The 17,552-nt window shown below is 68.0% G+C and carries 14 protein-coding genes and 1 tRNA gene; 6 read left to right on the forward strand and 9 right to left on the reverse strand.

The features are described 5' to 3' along the window. Nucleotides 1-238: 238 nt before the first annotated feature. A complete protein-coding gene (locus FGL98_RS17795) occupies nucleotides 239-472 on the forward strand; it encodes a hypothetical protein (protein ID WP_146318955.1) in 234 nt (77 codons plus the stop codon). A 472-nt stretch (nucleotides 473-944) separates the two neighbouring features. Here FGL98_RS17795 and FGL98_RS26785 read toward each other — a convergent pair whose 3' ends face one another. After that, the gene (locus FGL98_RS26785; RefSeq protein ID WP_281289191.1) at nucleotides 945-1,079 is read right to left on the reverse strand and encodes a hypothetical protein; all 135 of its coding nucleotides are present in this window, start codon (nucleotides 1,077-1,079) and stop codon (nucleotides 945-947) included. Nucleotides 1,080-1,820: 741 nt separating this feature from the next. Between FGL98_RS26785 and FGL98_RS17800 the strand changes: the two genes are divergently transcribed. Further along, nucleotides 1,821-2,045, forward strand: a complete 225-nt coding sequence (locus tag FGL98_RS17800; protein WP_281289192.1) for a helix-turn-helix transcriptional regulator — start codon at nucleotides 1,821-1,823, stop codon at nucleotides 2,043-2,045. Between the two features lie 89 nt (nucleotides 2,046-2,134). Continuing rightward, nucleotides 2,135-3,298: a tyrosine-type recombinase/integrase gene (locus FGL98_RS17805; protein ID WP_146318957.1), complete on the forward strand. Its 1,164-nt coding sequence runs from the start codon at nucleotides 2,135-2,137 to the stop codon at nucleotides 3,296-3,298. Between the two features lie 139 nt (nucleotides 3,299-3,437). Here the strand turns inward: FGL98_RS17805 and FGL98_RS17810 are convergent. From FGL98_RS17810 to tmk, 4 genes are all read right to left on the reverse strand, one after another. Further along, nucleotides 3,438-3,511 (reverse strand) — tRNA-Thr (locus tag FGL98_RS17810). A gap of 78 nt (nucleotides 3,512-3,589) precedes the next feature. Beyond that, nucleotides 3,590-5,170, reverse strand: a complete 1,581-nt coding sequence (locus FGL98_RS17815) for an alpha/beta hydrolase (protein ID WP_146318959.1) — start codon at nucleotides 5,168-5,170, stop codon at nucleotides 3,590-3,592. A gap of 103 nt (nucleotides 5,171-5,273) precedes the next feature. Continuing rightward, entirely contained in the window at nucleotides 5,274-6,431 is a 1,158-nt protein-coding gene (locus FGL98_RS17820) for a DNA polymerase III subunit delta' (protein WP_146318961.1), read from the reverse strand. Next, nucleotides 6,424-7,077: a dTMP kinase gene (tmk, locus tag FGL98_RS17825; protein ID WP_146318963.1), complete on the reverse strand. Its 654-nt coding sequence runs from the start codon at nucleotides 7,075-7,077 to the stop codon at nucleotides 6,424-6,426. The genes FGL98_RS17820 and tmk overlap by 8 nt, the downstream gene beginning before the upstream one ends. A 133-nt stretch (nucleotides 7,078-7,210) precedes the next feature. Between tmk and FGL98_RS17830 the strand changes: the two genes are divergently transcribed. Continuing rightward, nucleotides 7,211-8,590, forward strand: coding sequence for a serine hydrolase domain-containing protein (locus tag FGL98_RS17830; protein WP_146318965.1), 1,380 nt, complete (start codon nucleotides 7,211-7,213; stop codon nucleotides 8,588-8,590). 68 nt (nucleotides 8,591-8,658) lie between these two features. On the opposite strand, the gene FGL98_RS17835 is transcribed toward FGL98_RS17830, so the two are convergent. Both FGL98_RS17835 and topA read right to left on the reverse strand, forming a co-directional pair. After that, nucleotides 8,659-9,351 (reverse strand): hypothetical protein, encoded by a 693-nt coding sequence (locus FGL98_RS17835; RefSeq protein WP_146318967.1) that lies wholly within the window; start codon nucleotides 9,349-9,351, stop codon nucleotides 8,659-8,661. 91 nt (nucleotides 9,352-9,442) lie between these two features. After that, entirely contained in the window at nucleotides 9,443-12,229 is a 2,787-nt protein-coding gene (topA, locus tag FGL98_RS17840) for a type I DNA topoisomerase (protein ID WP_146318969.1), read from the reverse strand. A 167-nt stretch (nucleotides 12,230-12,396) separates the two neighbouring features. On the opposite strand from topA, the gene FGL98_RS17845 reads away from it, so the two are divergent. Then, a complete protein-coding gene (locus FGL98_RS17845; protein WP_146318971.1) occupies nucleotides 12,397-13,191 on the forward strand; it encodes a dioxygenase family protein in 795 nt (264 codons plus the stop codon). Here the strand turns inward: FGL98_RS17845 and FGL98_RS17850 are convergent. Together FGL98_RS17850 and FGL98_RS17855 are read right to left on the reverse strand one after the other, a co-directional pair. Further along, a complete protein-coding gene (locus tag FGL98_RS17850) occupies nucleotides 13,180-14,709 on the reverse strand; it encodes a DUF7059 domain-containing protein (RefSeq protein WP_146318973.1) in 1,530 nt (509 codons plus the stop codon). The genes FGL98_RS17845 and FGL98_RS17850 overlap by 12 nt on opposite strands. 7 nt (nucleotides 14,710-14,716) lie before the next feature. After that, entirely contained in the window at nucleotides 14,717-15,061 is a 345-nt protein-coding gene (locus FGL98_RS17855; RefSeq protein WP_246136622.1) for an STAS domain-containing protein, read from the reverse strand. Nucleotides 15,062-15,181: 120 nt separating this feature from the next. Between FGL98_RS17855 and FGL98_RS17860 the strand changes: the two genes are divergently transcribed. Continuing rightward, nucleotides 15,182-17,515 carry a DEAD/DEAH box helicase gene (locus FGL98_RS17860; RefSeq protein ID WP_146318975.1) on the forward strand — a complete coding sequence of 778 codons (2,334 nt, stop codon included), beginning with the start codon at nucleotides 15,182-15,184 and terminating at the stop codon, nucleotides 17,513-17,515. Nucleotides 17,516-17,552 lie beyond the last annotated feature (37 nt).

The raw sequence follows: 17,552 nt of genomic DNA on the forward strand, positions 1-17,552 counted from the left end.
GAGCTGCAACGACGCATCGCCCGAGGCTTCCGAAACCGCGACAACTACCGACTACGCATGCTCCTGATCGGCGGCGGACTCACCCACGACGAGCACCTACCCCCACCACAGGTCTGAAGAGCCCGGCAAGGCCTATCCGGAGGTTCAGGGGGACGTAACGAAACTCTGCCAGGAGCTACGCACCCTGAAGAGGAAGCGTGACGAGTGGGCACACTCTGCGGCGGTCATTGACGCGTTCTTGCTGATGAACGAGCAGGGCACGACGTCAATGGAGTTCCCCGTTCCAGACATGCTTGGGAAGTTGCTGAACTCCAAGAAGGCCGGGCACTCGCATCTCCCGACCGATTCTGACTTGGATGCCTTCTCTGCGAGGGCGTCCGATGTCGGAGAGGCCGCGCAGGCCCTCGCCGTCAAGATCGCCCAACTTGTTGACGGTCTTGGCGTGCGCAAGGTGCGCGAGCCGGACTCGTGATGCCTGGCAGAGTGCCGCGGCCCACGGGCGTGAGCGACCGGATCTACGCGTAATACGGGTGCGTCATACCACCGCGAGTGACGCAACCACTGCATCCGTTTGACCAGGGGCACGCAAGGGACTGGAGAAGTCCGGTCGTACCAGGAGTTGGACTTCGGCGCTGTGGAGGTCGTCGACAATGCCGCCACTGTCGAGCCCGATCAGTGCAAGCCGTGCGTGGTCGGCCAGCGCCTGCTCCCGCCGCCAGGCTGTCTCGGTTGCCTATAGATCCGCGATGTACCGGCGACGGCGAGCAGCCGAGGCCCGGTCGTTCAGGTAGTAGTTGTGCCCTCCGCGGCCGGGCCATCCGATGTGCTCGTCCTCGCAGGGGTCCTTGCAGCGCCCCGCGCATCCGGTCAACGAACGCGGGGAGGCGGTAGCGGTGCCACTCCTCCAACGGGTTGCTGGACAACGCGTTTCCGGCTCGACGTCGCTAGTCGGCGATGGACGCGATCTCGTGGATCAGGTGCGGGTGCTCTGGCCAGCAGGGCGGGATCATCGCGGCCGTGGTCACCAGGTCCGCCCGGGCCACGACCAGGTCAGGCCAGTCCCAGACTTCCCAACGCAACTCAGGATCCAGACGCGCTGAAGGGGCCAGGGACGCGGCAGCCGGTGCGCCGGTATGCCAAGCGCATCGGCCTGCTCGGCGCTGGTCGGCTCCCGATGGGCCGGGCGTACGTGCAGGTCCCAACCGGCCTCCTTCCACCGACTGGCCAGCAAAGCCATCGCTGCCACTTGTCCGCCAAGGCTCCTGGCGGTCCCTTTGGTCGGCATGACCAGTTTGCGCTCAACCGCTGACAGGTGCCGAAGTGACCCACAGACACCATTCGGTGACACCACGAGAGGGCCTCTGTCCGTCTTCATGGGTTCGAAAGTAGCGAGCCAGCGGAGGACTCAGCGATGACGCACCGGGACGCTGTGGATGCCGAAGCGGGTGAGGTCCTTCGCGCCGTCGCAGGCCTACTCCACGAAGCCGCGCGGCAATTCCACGAGCGGGCGCGAACCGAGGGTGCACAGTCGTGCTGCATTTCCGCTGAGCTTCGCCGAGGTCCATCCGAACCGCGTCGAATCTCACCGATCGACAGTCGTTTCCGGCTAGTTGACCGTCGGAGCCTGCTGGCGCCCCACAGCGCATGAGAAGGGTGGAACGAATGTCGTCAATCGTCAGGAACTCGGCAGTCCCAGGAGGACACAGAGGACACGCTTCGTTCGGCATTGACCTGGCCAGATGCCACGCTGATTCGATACCTCAGCCGGTTGTCCACAGGTTGCTCCCGCGCCCGTACTCCCCGAATGGAAAGTGCGTACCGTGACGACCGAAACAGCACCAACAGCGGACGATCCCATCCTTTCGCCGGCGGAAGTGTCAGCGATGCTTGGTGGCGTCCCGGTCGCCACGCTGAAACGCTGGCGTACAGAGAGGACCGGACCAGTGGCTCTCCACATCGGCAGGCACGTTCGATACCGCCGGTCCGCAGTCGAGAGCTGGCTCGACGAGAAGGACCGCGAAGCGGCTGCGTGGATGGCGTCCTGAACGTGGTCCAGTCACGCATACCCCGCGGGGAACACGGCCCAGCAGTCCTCCGGAAGCAACCAGACGACCGCTGGCTTGCGCGAGCACAGGTGCGCGACGTCGACGGCCGTATCCGCTCGGTGCGCGTCGTAGACACCACCAAGAGCGGAGCAAGACGGCGGCTGGAACGACGCCTGGCCGAACGCGGGGACCCTACCGCTATCGGGATCCGTCGCCAGGACACGTTTGAGACGTTGGCCAACTTGTGGCTCCAGCATCGACGGGACCACGGCAAGGCACGTTCGAGTGGAGCGTTGGCTCCGCAGACACTCGCCGTCTACGCCTCCGAGATTCGCAACGTGATCATCCCTGCCATCGGCAACGTTCAGATCGGGGAGTCAACCGTGCCCTTCCTCGACCAGTTGTTCGCTGATGTCGAGCACGGCCGCAGGCACGGCAGGTGCCCAGCCAGATCCGGCGGCCGGTCAACTCGGCAGCTTCGCGTCGTCCTGACTGGGATGCTCGGACTGGCCGTCGCCCACGGCGCCCTCCCCACGAACCCGATGCGCGACATTGCCGCCACGGCACGTGGTCAACGATCCGAGGTGCAGCACCTCACCGCACCCGAGGCTCACCACTTGCGCCTGCGAGTGCGACGGGAGGCCATGCGTGTGCCGAACATGCGCAAACCCAACGTCGACCTCGAGGAATTCGTGGACCTGCTGCTGGGCACGGGATGCCGTGCCGGCGAGGGACTCGCCATCCGTCCCGTGGACCTGCTCGACCTCGAGTCACCGACACCGCTGTTGCACGTGTGCGGAACGCTGATCGAGCCTCGCAAAGACTACGTCGAACGACTGCATCGACAGGACATGACCAAGACCCGTGAGGACCGCACGCTCATTCTTCCCGATCACGTCGCCACCATGCTTCAACTCCGAATACGCCGGGAGCAGCCGGCTCCGGAGGAGCCCATCTTCGCCACTGGCACGGGCAACTGGCTCTCACCGGCGAACATGCGGACACGCTTTCGTATGGCGATCCAGCGCGCCGTAGAACACGGGACCGAGGAGGACCTCGCCCTGCAGGGCAGCACTCTTCACACCCTTCGCCGCACCGTGGGCACGTTGGTCGCCCACGAAGTCTCGCTCGACGCCGCGCGGGAGCAGCTCGGCCACCGCGATCCGTCCGTCACCTACCAGCACTACGTCGGCAAACGTGCTGTCGCTCCTGATGTCCGCAGCACACTCGACGTCTTGTTCCGACCCCTCTGACGGCTCAATCTCGTCAGGACAATCACCGCACCGTAGGAGCGCGCTCAAACGTGTCACAAACGTGTCACTCGGGGAGTTCTGGGCTTCATGGCGAAGGGCCCCTGATCAGCATTCCCGCTGGTCAGAGGCCCTTTTTCGGAGCCGCCTATCGGAATCGAACCGATGACCTATTCATTACGAGTGAATCGCTCTGGCCGACTGAGCTAAGGCGGCATGCGCCATGGCTGTGCCGGGCGCCCGCACGAGTATACGCACGGACCCGGCCCAGGCCGAATCGGGCTGCGGCGGCGTTCAGCAGGTCTTGCCCTTCGGTGGCAGCGTGCCCGCCAGCAGGTAGGCATCGACGGCGTCGTCGATGCACGCGGACTGACCGTACGCCGTGTGGCCGTCACCGACATACGTCAGCAGATGGCCGTTCTTGAGCTCCTTGGCCAGCTGCACCGACCACTTGTAGGGCGTCGCCGGGTCCCGGGTCGTGCCGACCACCAGGATCGGTCCGGAGCCGGCCGCCGCGATCTTGTGCGGCGTGCCGGTGGGCTTGATCGGCCACACCCCGCAGACCAGGGAGCCCCACGCGAGCATCGCGCCCCAGGTCGGCGCCACCTTGGCGAACGTCGTGCTGTCCTTCTCGTAGGTCGTGAGGCCGGACGGCGCCGGCCGGTCCAGGCAGCTGACCGCGTTGATGACCTGCATGATGTTGCCGGTGTACGTCCCTTCCGCTGTGCGCTCGGCATACGCATCGGCGAGCACCATCAGTCCGGTGCCGTCGCCGCCGAAGGCCTGATCGAACGCCTGGGTCAGCGTCGGCCACTCCTGCTTGCTGTACATCGCCTCGGCGATGCCCATCGAGGCCCAGCCCTCGGTGAGCTTGCGGACGTCGCCCTGGCCCGAGACCGGCAGCGGCTTGGCGTCCACCTGCTTGAGGAAGCTGCGGATCCTCGCCATCCCCGCGGACTCCGTCGTGCCCAGCGGGCAGTTCGACTGCGCGACACAGTTCTTCACGTAGGACTTCGTCGCCTCTTCGAAGCCTTCGGCCTGACCCTCGTTCATCTCCTCGGTGGTGATGTCCGGTGGCACGACGCCGTCGAGCACGAAGTGACCGACGCGCTTGGGGAACAGTCCCGCATACGTCGAGCCGATCAGCGTGCCGTAGGACTTGCCAAGGTAGTTCAGCTTCGTGCTCCCCAGCGCGGCCCGCAGGATGTCCAGGTCCTTGGCGACGTCGAGGGTCGAGACGTTGGCCAGCAGCGGGCCGGCCTTCGCCTTGCAGTCGTCGGCGAACGCCTTGGCGTTCTTCAGCGCCGTCTGCTCCTCGGCCTTCGTGTCCGGGGTCGGGTCGGAGCCGAGGTATGCGTCCAGTGCCGCATCGCTCATGCACGTGATCGGCGAGGATCGCCCCACCCCGCGCGGATCGAACCCGACCACGTCGTAGGAACTGCGGATCTGTGGGGTCACGATCTGATCCGCCGCGGCGGCGTAGTCGTACCCAGAACCGCCTGGACCGCCAGGGTTCACAACCAGGGCGCCCTTGCTGTGGCCCTTCGCGGGCACCTTGTCGACCGCGATCTGGATGGTCGCGCCGCCCGGCTTGGCATAGCTGACCGGCACCGTGAGCTTCGTGCACTTGACGGCACCGCAGTCGGACCAGGCGAGCTTCTGGTCATAGAACTTCGCCAGCGCGGCCGGTGTCCCGGACGACGCGACTGCCGTGCTGGTCGCACCGGCGCCGCCGGACGAGACCGCCGAACCGCTGGGCGCGGATGCCGACGAGCCGGCTCCCCCGCTGCAGCCCGCGGTGACCATCGCGATCGCCGCTGCCCCCGCCACAAGACCGTTTGCCGTTCGCCATGTCGTCGTCCGGGTGCCACTCATGAGGTGCACGGTACATCGGCAAAACCTGCGCCCCTCGAGCCGCCTGGAGCCGACCTCGCGACGCGGCCGCGGCTCGGCCCCTACGGGCGCCTTCGACCGACCCTCAGGCCGGCAGCTGCAGGGAAATCGTCATCGCCTCGAGCGCCAGCAACGGCGGCACATTGGCGGTGATCCGCTCGCGCGCGGTCCCGATCGCGTCCATCGCATTCAGCAACCCTTCCGCGCGCAGCGCGGTGCTCAGGGAGAGGACCTCCTCGCGCAGGTCGGTGTTGACCAGCTCGACCGGTTCGCCGAGCTGCACGACGAGCGCATCACGATAGATGGACAGCAGGTCGACCAGAGACCGGTCGATGACATCCCGCCCGAACCGGGTCGCACGGGTCTTCTGCTCTTTTTCCAGGGCCGAGAGCTGCGAGCGCACATGTGGCGGCTGGGTGCGAGCCGCCGGGTCCGCACCCAGCTGCTCCAGCAGGTGCATCTTCTCGGTGGCATTGCGTTCGCCGCTCGCGGCCGACGACTCCTCCGTCGCCAGTGCGGCCAGGTCAGCGGCAGCGGTCATCGCATCGCCGAGACCACGGATCCGGCCGGCCATCAGCAGGGTCGTCTCCCGCCGAGTGCGGGCACCCTGGTCGCGTGCCAGCCGGCGGGCGAGGCCGACGTGCGACTGCGCGGCACGAGCCGCATGCAGGGCGACCTGCGGGTCGATGCCGTCCCGTCGGGTGAGCAGCTCGGCGACCGCAGCCACTGCGGGGGTGCGCAGGCCGATGTGCCGCGACCGGCTGCGGATCGTGATGATGACGTCTTCCACCGACGGCGCGCAGAGCACCCATACGGTCCGAGGCACGGGCTCCTCGAGGGCCTTGAGCAACGCGTCGGCAGCACGTTCGGTCAGCCGGTCGGCGTCTTCGATGATGATGACCCGCCAGTGGCCGACCGTTGGGCGGTGCTGGGCGAGCCGCGCCAGCTCACGCGCGTCCCGCACCTGGATCGACAGCCCCTGCGTCGACATGACCGTCACGTCTGCGTGCGTGCCCTCGGCCACCGTGCGGCACTCGCGGCACTGCCCGCACCCGTCGTCGGGGCACTCCAGTGCGGCGGCGAACGCTCGAGCCGCGGTCGAGCGCCCGGAGCCTGGCGGTCCGGTGAGCAGCCAGCCGTGGGTCATCCGTGCAGGGTCCCGGACGGCGTCCTGAAGCACCTGCACCGCCGTGGGCTGACCGATGACGTCCCGCCAGACGCCTGTCGCCGATGACTCACTCATCTCGTGGCCCCTGACCGAGTGCCGCCACCGCACTGCTCACCCGAGCCGCGATCTCGTCCTTCGGCAGTGCGGCATCGACGACGAGGTAGCGCTGCGGATCGGCCGCCGCAAGGTCCAGATAGTGCTCGCGCACCCGGGCATGAAAGGTGTCCGCCTCGCGCTCGAGCCGGTCCTCCGCGCCTCCCCGGCGTCGGCGTCCTACGGCCGGATCGACATCGAGGAGCACGGTCAGGTGTGGCAGCAGCCCACCGGTGGCCCAGACCGACAGCCGCCGCACGTCGGAGGCGTCGAGCTCGCGGCCCGCTCCCTGATAGGCGATGGAGGAGTCCATGTACCGGTCCTGCAGGACCACCGCCCCGCGTTCCAGGGCGGGACGCACCACGGTGGCGACGTGATGAGCGCGATCGGCCGCGAAGAGCAGCGCCTCCGCCCTCGGGGCCACGTCGTCGCCGTGCAGCAGCACCTGCCGGATGGACGCTCCCAGCTCGGTTCCACCCGGCTCCCGTGTCAGCACCACCTCGCGCTCCTGCTGCACGAACCACTGCTGCAGCAGTGCGATCTGGGTGGTCTTGCCCGCGCCGTCTCCGCCTTCGAAGACCACGAACACGCCAGGTCCGGGGTGCGTCGACACGGAAGGCTGCGGCATACGCGGCAGCCTAGTCGCGGACACCCACAAGACGATCGGGCGCCCGATCACACCCCCTTCGAGATGTGCACTTTCGCTCGGCGTGGAGTCCGGGCAGGATGCGACTCAACCAGCGCGGCGTACCGTCAACCGCATGACCGCAGAAGCTCATGACCTGAGCCCAGCCACCGTCCGCCAACTGTCTCGATATGCCCGCGAGGCGCAGATCGACAGCCGAGCCCCCGCCCTGGTAGCCGGAGTCGGCCGGGCCGGGCGGGTGCTCTGGGCCGAAGGGGTGGGCCGGGCCGACCTGTCCGACCCGAGCGTGCCCCTCGGCGCGGACACGCAATACCTCGTCGCGTCCAACACCAAGACCTTCAGCGCCGTCATGATCATGCAACTGCGCGATGAGGGCCGACTGACCCTCGACGACACCGTTGACCGGCACATCGCGGAGTCCACCCACCCGCAGGTGACCATCCGCCAGATGCTCTCGCATGTCACAGGTATGCAGCGGGAGCCCGTCGGGGACGTCTGGGACACCTTGCAGTTCCCCGACCGGGTCGGCCTGGTCGAGAGCTGGAACGCCGCGCATCGGATCCTGCGGCCGCACAGCCACTGGCACTACAGCAACCTCTGCTTCGGAATGCTGGGCGAGATCATTGCTCGGCTCGATGGCTGCGAGTGGCGCCAGAGCCTGCAGCGCCGGCTGCTGGACCCGCTCGAGCTTCACCGCACCACCCTCGCCCTGGCACCGCCGCACACGGCGCAGTACTTCGTCGGGCCGTACACCGATGTGCCGGTGACCGAACCGCTCGTCGACAAGACCGCGCTCGATGCCGCCGGGAGCATCTGCAGCACGCTGGGGGACATGGTTGTCTGGCACGACTTCCTGGTCGACCCGGACCCGCGCATCCTGCACCCGGACACGGCGGCGGAGATGCGCGAGCCGCAGATCATGGCCGACACCGGCTGGACCAGCGCGTGGGGTCTGGGGCTGCAGCTGGTGCGCCACGAAGGGATCACCTGGATCGGTCACACCGGCGGTCTGCCCGGCGCGATCACCGGGTTCTTCACCGATCCGGAGTCCAAGACCACCGGTGCCGTCCTCATGAACAACACCGCCGCCAAGGACCCGGCCGGCACAGCCGTCAAGCTCGGCGCGTACGCGGCGCTCCACGACCCCGCGCCGATCACCCCATGGGTGCCGGGCACCTCCGAGCCTGCAGAGCTGAAACCGCTTGTTGGACAATGGTTCTCCGAGGGCAATGGGTTCACCTTCAGCATCGGCGAAGGTCGACTGCAGGCCCGGATGGATAGAGCTCCCGCCCAGCTGCCGCCGTCAATCTTCGCAGCCACCGGCACTGACAGCTACGTCACAGTGTCCGGCCGCGAGCAGGGCGAGGCGCTGGTCGTGCGCCGGCACCCGGACGGCTCGGTGCGCCAGCTGAACTGGGCCACCTACCGATTCACCCGTGAGCCGCTGTCCTTCGGCGACACCGTCGAGCCCGGACCAACCCACCGAGTGGAGTAGAAAACCGCCGAGTGGAGTACGTGAATGTACTCCACTCGGCGGCTAAGTGCTCCACTCGGCGGGCGAGGTCACTTGCTCCAGGTGATGTTGTGCGAGTAGTCGTTGTAGGTGACCGTGGTCGCCTTCGCGCCCGTGATCTGGTAGACGTAGCAGCTCGAACCGGTCTGACCGACCGTCAGCTTGTCGCTGGTGCTCTTGCAGCCGGGGGCGTCGCCATAGAGACGCTTGGCCTTCGCGCCGGACTTGAAGGTCGGGTAGAGGAAGAGACCGTTGACGCTGTTGGTGCCGAAGAACGTCTTGTTCTGCTTGATGCTGGTCACATCGAAGTCGATGTAGTAGACGATTCCGTTGGCCTTGTTGAGGTTCGCGTCCGCATACACCGAGTTGGGCGCCACCTTCAGGTCCTTGACCTTCAGGTTGTAGAGATCGTCGCCATCCTTGATCACGGCCCCCTTGCCGAACGTCATCTTCGCGTTCGCGGCAGTCACCTGGGTAGGCCCGGTGTAGGAGCCCGTGCCGGCCGCCGCCGAGCTGCTCGAACTCGAACTGGACGTGGACGGGGCGTCCTGGGTGGTCTCCGGAGCCTGCGAGGTCGTCGTCTGCGACTGACTCTGGTTTGGAGCCTGCGAGGAACTGGAGGACGGCACGGACGTGGCCGGCGGTGTCGCAGAGACGGTTTCGTTGTTGCAGGCGGCAAGGCCGAGCACACCGATCATGGCGATCGAGGCACCGGCGATTCGGCGGTAGGCGGAGGTGGTCATGGCAGTACTCCCTTTTATTTTTGCGTATGCGTCCTGACTGCTCGTGTGACGGTCGAGCAGCAGGTCCGGTTCCCACCGGTTCAGAAAATCTTCAGCCGGACTTCTTGGCAGTGCTCTTCTTCGCGGCAGACTTCTTCGCAGTGGATTTCTTGGCGGTCTTCTTGACGACCCGCTTGCGCGTGGTCGGCCCCTTTGCCCGCTTCTCAGCGAGCAGTTCGAATCCCCGCTCGGGCGTAATTGTCTCCGGATCGTCCGCCTTGCGCAACGTGGCGTTCGTCTCGCCGTCGGTGACATAGGGCCCGAACCGGCCGTCCTTGACCACCACGGCCTTCTCGGAGACCGGGTCGGCCCCGAGCTCCTTCAGCGGCGGCGTCGCCGCCCGACCGCGACGCTTCGGCTCGGCGTAGATCTTGACCGCCTCGTCGAGGGTGATGTCGAAGAGCTGCTGCTCGGTGGTGAGCGAGCGAGAGTCGGTGCCCTTCTTCAGGTAGGGACCGTACCGACCGTTCTGTGCGGTGATCTCCACCTGCTTGGCCTCATCGCCCTCGCCCTCGGTCACCACGCCGACGATGCGAGGCAGGCTGAGCAGTCGCAGAGCCGTCTCCAGCTCGATCGTCGACAGGTCCATGTCCTTGAAGAGACTTGCCGTGCGCGGCTTGACCTTTGCGGCCTTCTTGGTGCGCTTCGGCTTCGCACCGTCGGCGGGCGCCGCAGACTCCGGCTCCTCTGGCAGCACCTCGGTGACGTAGGGCCCATACCGTCCGGCCTTCGCGACGATGTCACGGCCGCTGTCCGGGTCCTGGCCGAGCACACGACCGTCGTCGTTGGCGGTCTCGAGCAGCTCGCGCGCCTTCGCGATCGTCATCTCGTCCGGGGCGATGTCGTCGGTGATCGAGACCCGCCGCGGCTTCTTGGGCTCGGCGTCCGAGGTGACCTCACCGGTCTGCGCGTCGACACCATCCGGGACGGTCTCCTCCACGTAGGGTCCGTAGCGACCTACCCGCACCACAATGCCTTCGCCGACGGGGATCGTCGAGATCTCCCGCGCGTCGATGTCACCCAGGTGCTCGACCATCTCGTGCAGACCCTCGGTCGCGGTGTCCCTGCCGAAGTAGAAGCGGCCGAGCCAGTCGACCCGTTGGTCGCCGCCGGTGGCGATCTGGTCGAGCCCCTCCTCCATCGAGGCGGTGAAGTCGTAGTCGACCAGCGACGGGAAGTGCTCCTCGAGCAGGCGGGTCACGGCGAACGCGGTCCAGGTCGGAATCAGCGCCGTGCCACGCTTCTGCACGTAGCCGCGGTCCTGGATGGTGCCCACCATCGCTGCATAGGTCGACGGTCGGCCGATGCCCATCTCCTCCATGACCTTGACGAGGCTCGCCTCCGTGTAGCGCGGCGGCGGGGTCGTCTCGTGCCCGCTCGCCTCGGCCCGCAAGACCTCCAGACCGATGCCCTCCGACAGCTTCGGCAGCCGGCGCTGCTCATCACTCTGACCGGCCGCGTTGCGCTCGACGTCGCGACCCTCCTCGTATGCCGCGAGGAAGCCTCGGAAGGTGATGACCGTCCCGCTCGCGGAGAACTCCGCAACCTTGGCCACCCCGCTGTCGGCCACCGGCACGGTCATCCGCACCGTCGCGGTCGAACCCCGCGCGTCGGCCATCTGGGAGGCGACGGTGCGCTTCCAGATCAGCTCGTAGAGCGCGAACTCGTCGCCACGCAGCTCGCCGGCAACCTGCGCCGGGGTCCGGAACCGGTCTCCGGCCGGGCGGATTGCCTCGTGCGCCTCCTGCGCGTTCTTGGACTTGCCGGCATAGCGGCGCGGCGAGTCCGGCACGTATTCCGCGCCGTAGAGGTCACGGGCCTGCGACCGGGCCGCGGTGAGCGCCGACTCCGACAGTGTGATCGAGTCGGTGCGCATGTAGGTGATGTAGCCGTTCTCATAGAGCCGCTGCGCCACGCTCATCGCGGACTTGCTGCTCATCCGCAGTTTGCGGCCCGCCTCCTGCTGCATCGTGCTGGTCGTGAACGGCGCGCTCGGTCGGCGGGTGTACGGCTTCTCCTGCACCGAGGAGACGGTCGCGGTCGAAGCGGCCGCCGCTGAAGCAACGGAACGCGCATCGGCCTCATGCAGGTGGAAGACGCTCTCGGACTTGAGGTTTCCCCGGTCGTCGAAGTCGCGACCGACGGCGACCCGTCGACTGTCGAGCGATGTCAGGCGAGCGCCGAACGCTTCGCCGTTCGCGCCCGCGGGCTTGAAGTCACCCTCGACGTCCCAGTAGGAGGCGGAGCGGAACGCCATGCGCTCGCGCTCGCGCTCGACCACCAGACGCGTGGTGACCGACTGCACTCTGCCGGCCGACAGGCGCGGCCGCACCTTGCGCCACAGCACCGGGCTGACCTCATACCCGTAGAGGCGGTCCAGGATGCGGCGGGTCTCCTGGGCATCGACCAGGCGGTCGTCCAGGTCGCGTGTGGTGTTGGCCGCGTGCTGGATGGCCTCCTTGGTGATCTCGTGGAAGACCATCCGCTTGACCGGCACCTTGGGCTTCAGCACCTCGAGCAGGTGCCAGGCAATGGCCTCCCCCTCGCGATCCTCATCCGTGGCGAGATAGAGCTCATCGGAGTCCTTGAGCAGCCGCTTGAGCTCGGCGACCTTCTTCCTCTTGTCCGGCGCCACCACATAGTAGGCGTCGAAACCGTCATCGATGTTGACGGCGAACTTGCCGTAGGGACCCTTTTTCATGTCCGCGGGCAGATCTGAGGGGTTGGGGAGGTCGCGGATGTGGCCGACGCTCGCGTCAACCACGTAGTCCGGGCCGAGATAGTCGCCGATCTTGCGTGCCTTGGCCGGCGACTCGACGATGACCAGCTTGCGTGCCACTTGGTCCACTCCTGTTCTTGTCACCCGTGCAGCGGATTCGTCGCTGCATCGACGTGCGACGGGTATGACGGTAACCCCTGGTCCCTGACAGGACGCTGACCGGTCCGCGACACGGCCGCCCGGCGCTCAGTAATTGAATTATTAACTACCTGGTCTATGCTGAGGCCATGACGGCCCCGAGCGAACGGCAGCCCGTGCTCTACCTCAGCCACGGCGCGCCCCCGCTGGCCGACGACGCCACCTGGACCCGGCAGCTGCGCGACTGGGGCTGCGACCTGCCCCGCCCGCGACGCATCCTCATCGTGTCGGCGCACTGGGAGGAGGCACCGGTGGCTCTCAGCTCGACGACCGGGGCGCCACTGACCTACGACTTCTGGGGCTTCCCGGACCACTACTACTCGGTGCGCTACGACGCCCCGAGCGCCCCGTCCCTCGCCCACGACGTGGAGCGGCTGGTCGGCACGCCCGGTATGCCGGTCCAGCGTGAGGAGTCGCGCGGACTGGACCATGGTGCGTACGTGCCGCTCAAGCAGATGTATCCCGGCGCGGACATCCCGGTGCTGCAGATGTCGATGCCCACACTCGACCCGCGCACGCTCTTCGAGCTCGGCCGGCGGATCGCACCGCTGCGCGACGACGGCACGCTGATCATCGGCTCGGGGTTCACCACGCACAACCTGAGCTGGTTCAACCCGGCCGGCGGCGCGGATGACACACCGCCTACCGCCTCGTCGGAGTTCGACCAGTGGGCGGCGGAGACCATGGCTGCCGGCGATGTCGACGGGCTGATGGACTTCCTGCACAAGGCACCGGCTGCCCGCCAGGCGCATCCTCGCACCGAGCACTGGGCGCCGCTCTATGTGTCGCTGGGCGCATCCGCGGACGACTCGACGACGGCGACCAGCGTGATCGACGGCTTCTGGTACGGCCTGTCCAAGCGCTCCTGGCAGCTATCCGCCTGACCGACCCCTGTAACCCCCGCCCTCGGGGGTCAGCAGGCCGTCGGCGACCAGCTCGCGGATCTCCGGCAGCGCCTGGTTGCGCAACGCGTCGGCGCCGACGTCAAGCAGGCTGGCAATCGCGTCCAGCGCCTGTCGCGCCGTCAGGTCGCCATCGCAGACCGAGACGTATGCTGCGAGCGCCGTGTCCGCCCGGATCGCTCGTCCCAGCCCGCCACCCTGGCGGATCACGATGACGCTCGGATCCTGCGCACCAGGGCGACCATGCCGCTCCTCGGTCACGTCCGGCGCAACCCGCCAAGCGGTATCGAGCAGCTCCGCATCGCCGTGCTCGGCGATCCAAGTCCGGGCGCGCAGCCCCGCGTCGATGGCCGGCCCCATCGCAGCGGCCACCGGCCCGCGGACATCGACCAGGTCGAGGAAGGTCGCGCGCTCGCGGGCCGGCCGCTGCAGGGTCACGATGCCGAAGCCGACCCGCTCGACGTCCCGCGAGGCGAAGTCGTCCAGCCACGCGGCATACATCCGGTCGAAGCCCGGCTCGCCGCGACGGTGACCCCCGTCGCCGGACCACAGCTCGGCGTACTCCGCGGGGTCCTGCGTCTCGCGCTGCACGACCCAGGCATCCAGGCCGCTGCCGGCCAGCCAGTCACCGAGCACCTCGGTCCAGTCGTGGCCGGCTGGGACCTCCCAGTTGGCGAGCAGCTGGGCGACACCTCCGGGATTGAGATGCCCATAAAGGTCACCGATCAGCCCGCGCACCAGCGCATCGCCGACCTGTCCGCCGTCGCGATATTCGAACTCGGGGACGGCATCGACCCGTGGGGTGATGACGAACGGCGGGTTGCTCACGATCAGGTCGAAGGCCTCGTCCGCCACCGGCTCCAGCAGTGAACCCGCACGCACGTCCAGCTCGATGCCGTTGAGCGCGGCGTTGAACCGCGCGTAGGCGAGCGCTCGGGTGGACAGGTCCGTGCCGACTACCGCATCGCTGTGCCCGGCGAGATGAAGTGACTGCACCCCGCAGCCGGTGCCCAGATCCAGTGCTCGAGCGGCAGGGCGACGCGGTGTCCAGGACGCCAGCGTCGTCGAGGCGCCACCGATCCCCAGCACATGGTCCGTCTCCAGGGGCCTGCCGGTGGCGATCTCGGAGAGGTCCGAGGCGACCCACCAGTCGTGCCGATCATCGGCATACGGCCGCAGGTCACATGCCGCATGCACCATGCCGCCCACGACCGCGGCCAGACCGAGGTCGACCAGTCCGCCGACGCCGCATCGGGGCACCGCCGCCTCGACGCGTTCGGCCTGGAGGGGCAGGCCCAGGGAAAAGAGCCGCACGAGCGTCGCGACCGGCGATGGGTCGCGGGTCGCCCGCTCCGCCGGAAAGGTCTGCTCCCTGTGCAGTGCCTGAGCGGCGACCGTGCCGAGCGAGTCCTGCACTGCACCAACGGTATACGTCGCGTCAATGAGGTCCTCACGGAGCGCTCCGACGGCGGGTCTCACCGCCGGTGCACCGCTGGTCATACGGCGGTCAGCGCATGCTGTCGAGCGCATGGTCCACGGTCGGGTGCAGCCGGAAGACCTGGTCGAGACCGGTGATCTTGAAGTTGCGCAGGAGCCGGTCGTCACTGATGACCAGCGCCATGTCCCCGCCGTTGATGCGCATGGCCTTCAGCCGTCCGACCAGCACGCCGAGACCGGTGGAGTCCAGGAACGGCACACCCGTCAGGTCGACGATGGCGTTGGGCTTGCCGTCTGCCAGGGCCCGAGTCAGATCGTCGCGGAATCGCATCGCCGAGGACACGTCGACCTCGCCGGTCGCCTCGACGATCGTCAGCTCGCCGTCATCACGGCTGGTGATCGTGACATCCACCATGACAAAGCTCCTTCGTCTGGCCTCCCCCTACAGGATGGCGGGCTCAGTGTGTCACGTTGTCGGCAAGTCGCAAACCCGCCGGTAGGATCGTGCGGCGCGGCGTCCTACGGTGGTCTGGACATGGTCGATCACGCCCGCTCCCCCGCCGCCTCCGCCACGGAGCCGATCAGTGACCCTGCCGCGCTGCTGGCGCTGCTGGCCGAGACCCGGGATGACGGCGGGCTGCTGCACGTGGAGGACCTCCCCGAGCGGCGGGCGGTGCCCGCGGACTGGCCCGACTGGGTCAACCCGCAGGTGCGCGCGGCTATCACCGGTGACGACCTGACACAGCTCTGGAGCCACCAGCGGCAAGCGGCAGACCTGGCCCATGCCGGAAAGCACCTCATGCTGAGCACCGGCACCGCGTCCGGCAAGAGCCTGGGCTACCTGATCCCGACGCTGTCCGCAATCGCCGACGGCTCTTCCGCGCCCACCGGACGTGGGGCAACCGGGATCTATCTCGCGCCGACGAAGGCTCTGGCCGCCGACCAGGAGGCGCGTATCCGCCGGTGGGCCATCCCGGGTGTGCGTGCTGCGGCACTCGACGGTGACACCCCGCCGGAGGAACGTCGCTGGATCCGTGACCACGTGCAGCTCGTGCTGACGAACCCCGACATGCTGCACTACACGCTGCTGCCCGCGCACGAGCGATGGGCGTCCTTTCTGCGGGCGTTGCGATATGTCGTCATTGACGAAAGCCACGCCTACAAAGGGGTGTTCGGGTCGCACGTCGCGCTGATCCTCCGACGCCTGCGCCGTGTGGCCGCCCGCTATCGATCCGCCCCGACCTTCATCCTGACCTCGGCGACGACCGCGCACCCGGCTGAGCACGCCCAAGACCTGATCGGCCTGCCGGTGCAGGCCATCACGGAGGACGGATCGCCTCGAGCCGCACGCACTTTCGGGTTGTGGGAGCCTCCCGTCCCACCCGACGGCAGCGACACCTCGAGGCGCAGCGCCGTCGCCGAGTCGGCCGACCTGATGACGACGCTGATGATCCGCGGGGTCCAGACCCTGACCTTCGCCCGATCCCGGCCAGGCGTCGAAGTCGTCGCCGAGATGGTGCGGCACGCGGTGCAGGGCGTGTCCCCGCCGGTGCGGGTCGCGGCCTACCGGGGTGGGTATCTCCCGGAGGAGCGCCGCGAGCTCGAGGCGGATCTGCGCGAGGGCCGGTTGCGGGGCCTGGCCGCGACCAGTGCGCTCGAGCTCGGCATCGACATCAGTGGCCTGGACGCAGTGATCCTCGCCGGATGGCCCGGCACCCTTGCTTCCCTGTGGCAGCAGGCCGGACGGGCGGGCCGAAGCGGCAAGCGCTCCCTGGTCATTCTCGTCGCTGCGGACGACCCGCTGGACACCTACCTGGTGCACCATCCCGAAACCATCTTCGGCCGCGCCGTCGAGGCAACGACCGTCAATCCCGCCAATCCGTATGTCCTGGCCCCACATCTGGCGTCCGCGGCCTACGAGCTGCCGCTGACCCGAGACGACGTCGCCTACTTCGGTGACGGGATGGAGCCGCTGCTGGATTCCCTCGTGCAACGAGGGGTCTTGCGAAGGCGTCCCCGGGGCTGGTTCTGGGCACGGGACGACCGTCCCGCAGACCACTTCTCCCTGCGCGGGTCCGGCGACCAGGACATCCGCATCGTCGAGTCACGGACCGGGCGGGTGCTCGGCACGGTGGACGCCGACCGGTCGCACTCCGCGGTGCACACGGGCGCGGTGTATGTGCACCAGGGGCGTACGCACGTGGTCACCGAGTTGAACCTCGAGGACGGCAGCGCGCACGTGGTCGTCGGCGACCCCGGCTGGTCCACGGTCGCGCGGTCCGTGAGCGCGTTCGACATCCTCGGCGCGCGCGAGCACCAGTCGTGGGGCCCGGTAACGGTGAGCTATGGCGATCTGCGGGTGCGCACCCAGGTCACCTCGTTCCTTCGGCTGTCCCGCTCGGGTGAGGTGATCGGCGAGCACCCCCTCGACCTGCCGGAGCGCGAGCTGCTCACGAAGGGGGTGTGGTGGACCGCGCCGGAGGAGGTACTGCTCGACGCCGGGCTCGATCCGGGCGATCTGCCCGGCTCCCTGCACGCCGCCGAGCACGCATCGATCGGGATGCTGCCCCTGGTCGCCCAGTCCGACCGGTGGGACATCGGCGGAGTCTCCACAGCGCTGCACCCGGACACCGGAATGCCGACGGTCGTGGTCTACGACGGCCATCCGGGCGGCGCCGGATTCGCCCAGCGGGGGTATGCCGAGGCGCGCCGGTGGCTGTCCGCGACCCACCAGGCGATCGTGGCCTGCGGCTGTCGTCGGGGCTGCCCCTCATGCGTCCAGTCACCCAAGTGCGGCAACGGCAACAACCCCTTGGACAAGGCCGGCGCGATCACCACGCTGGCCACGATTCTGCGCAACGCCTCCTGAACCAGTCCCACTCCTGCTGGGCGGGCGCATGCATGGT

Origin of the sequence: Leekyejoonella antrihumi (genome assembly GCF_007845645.1) — a bacterium.
Taxonomy (GTDB): domain Bacteria; phylum Actinomycetota; class Actinomycetes; order Actinomycetales; family Dermatophilaceae; genus Leekyejoonella; species Leekyejoonella antrihumi.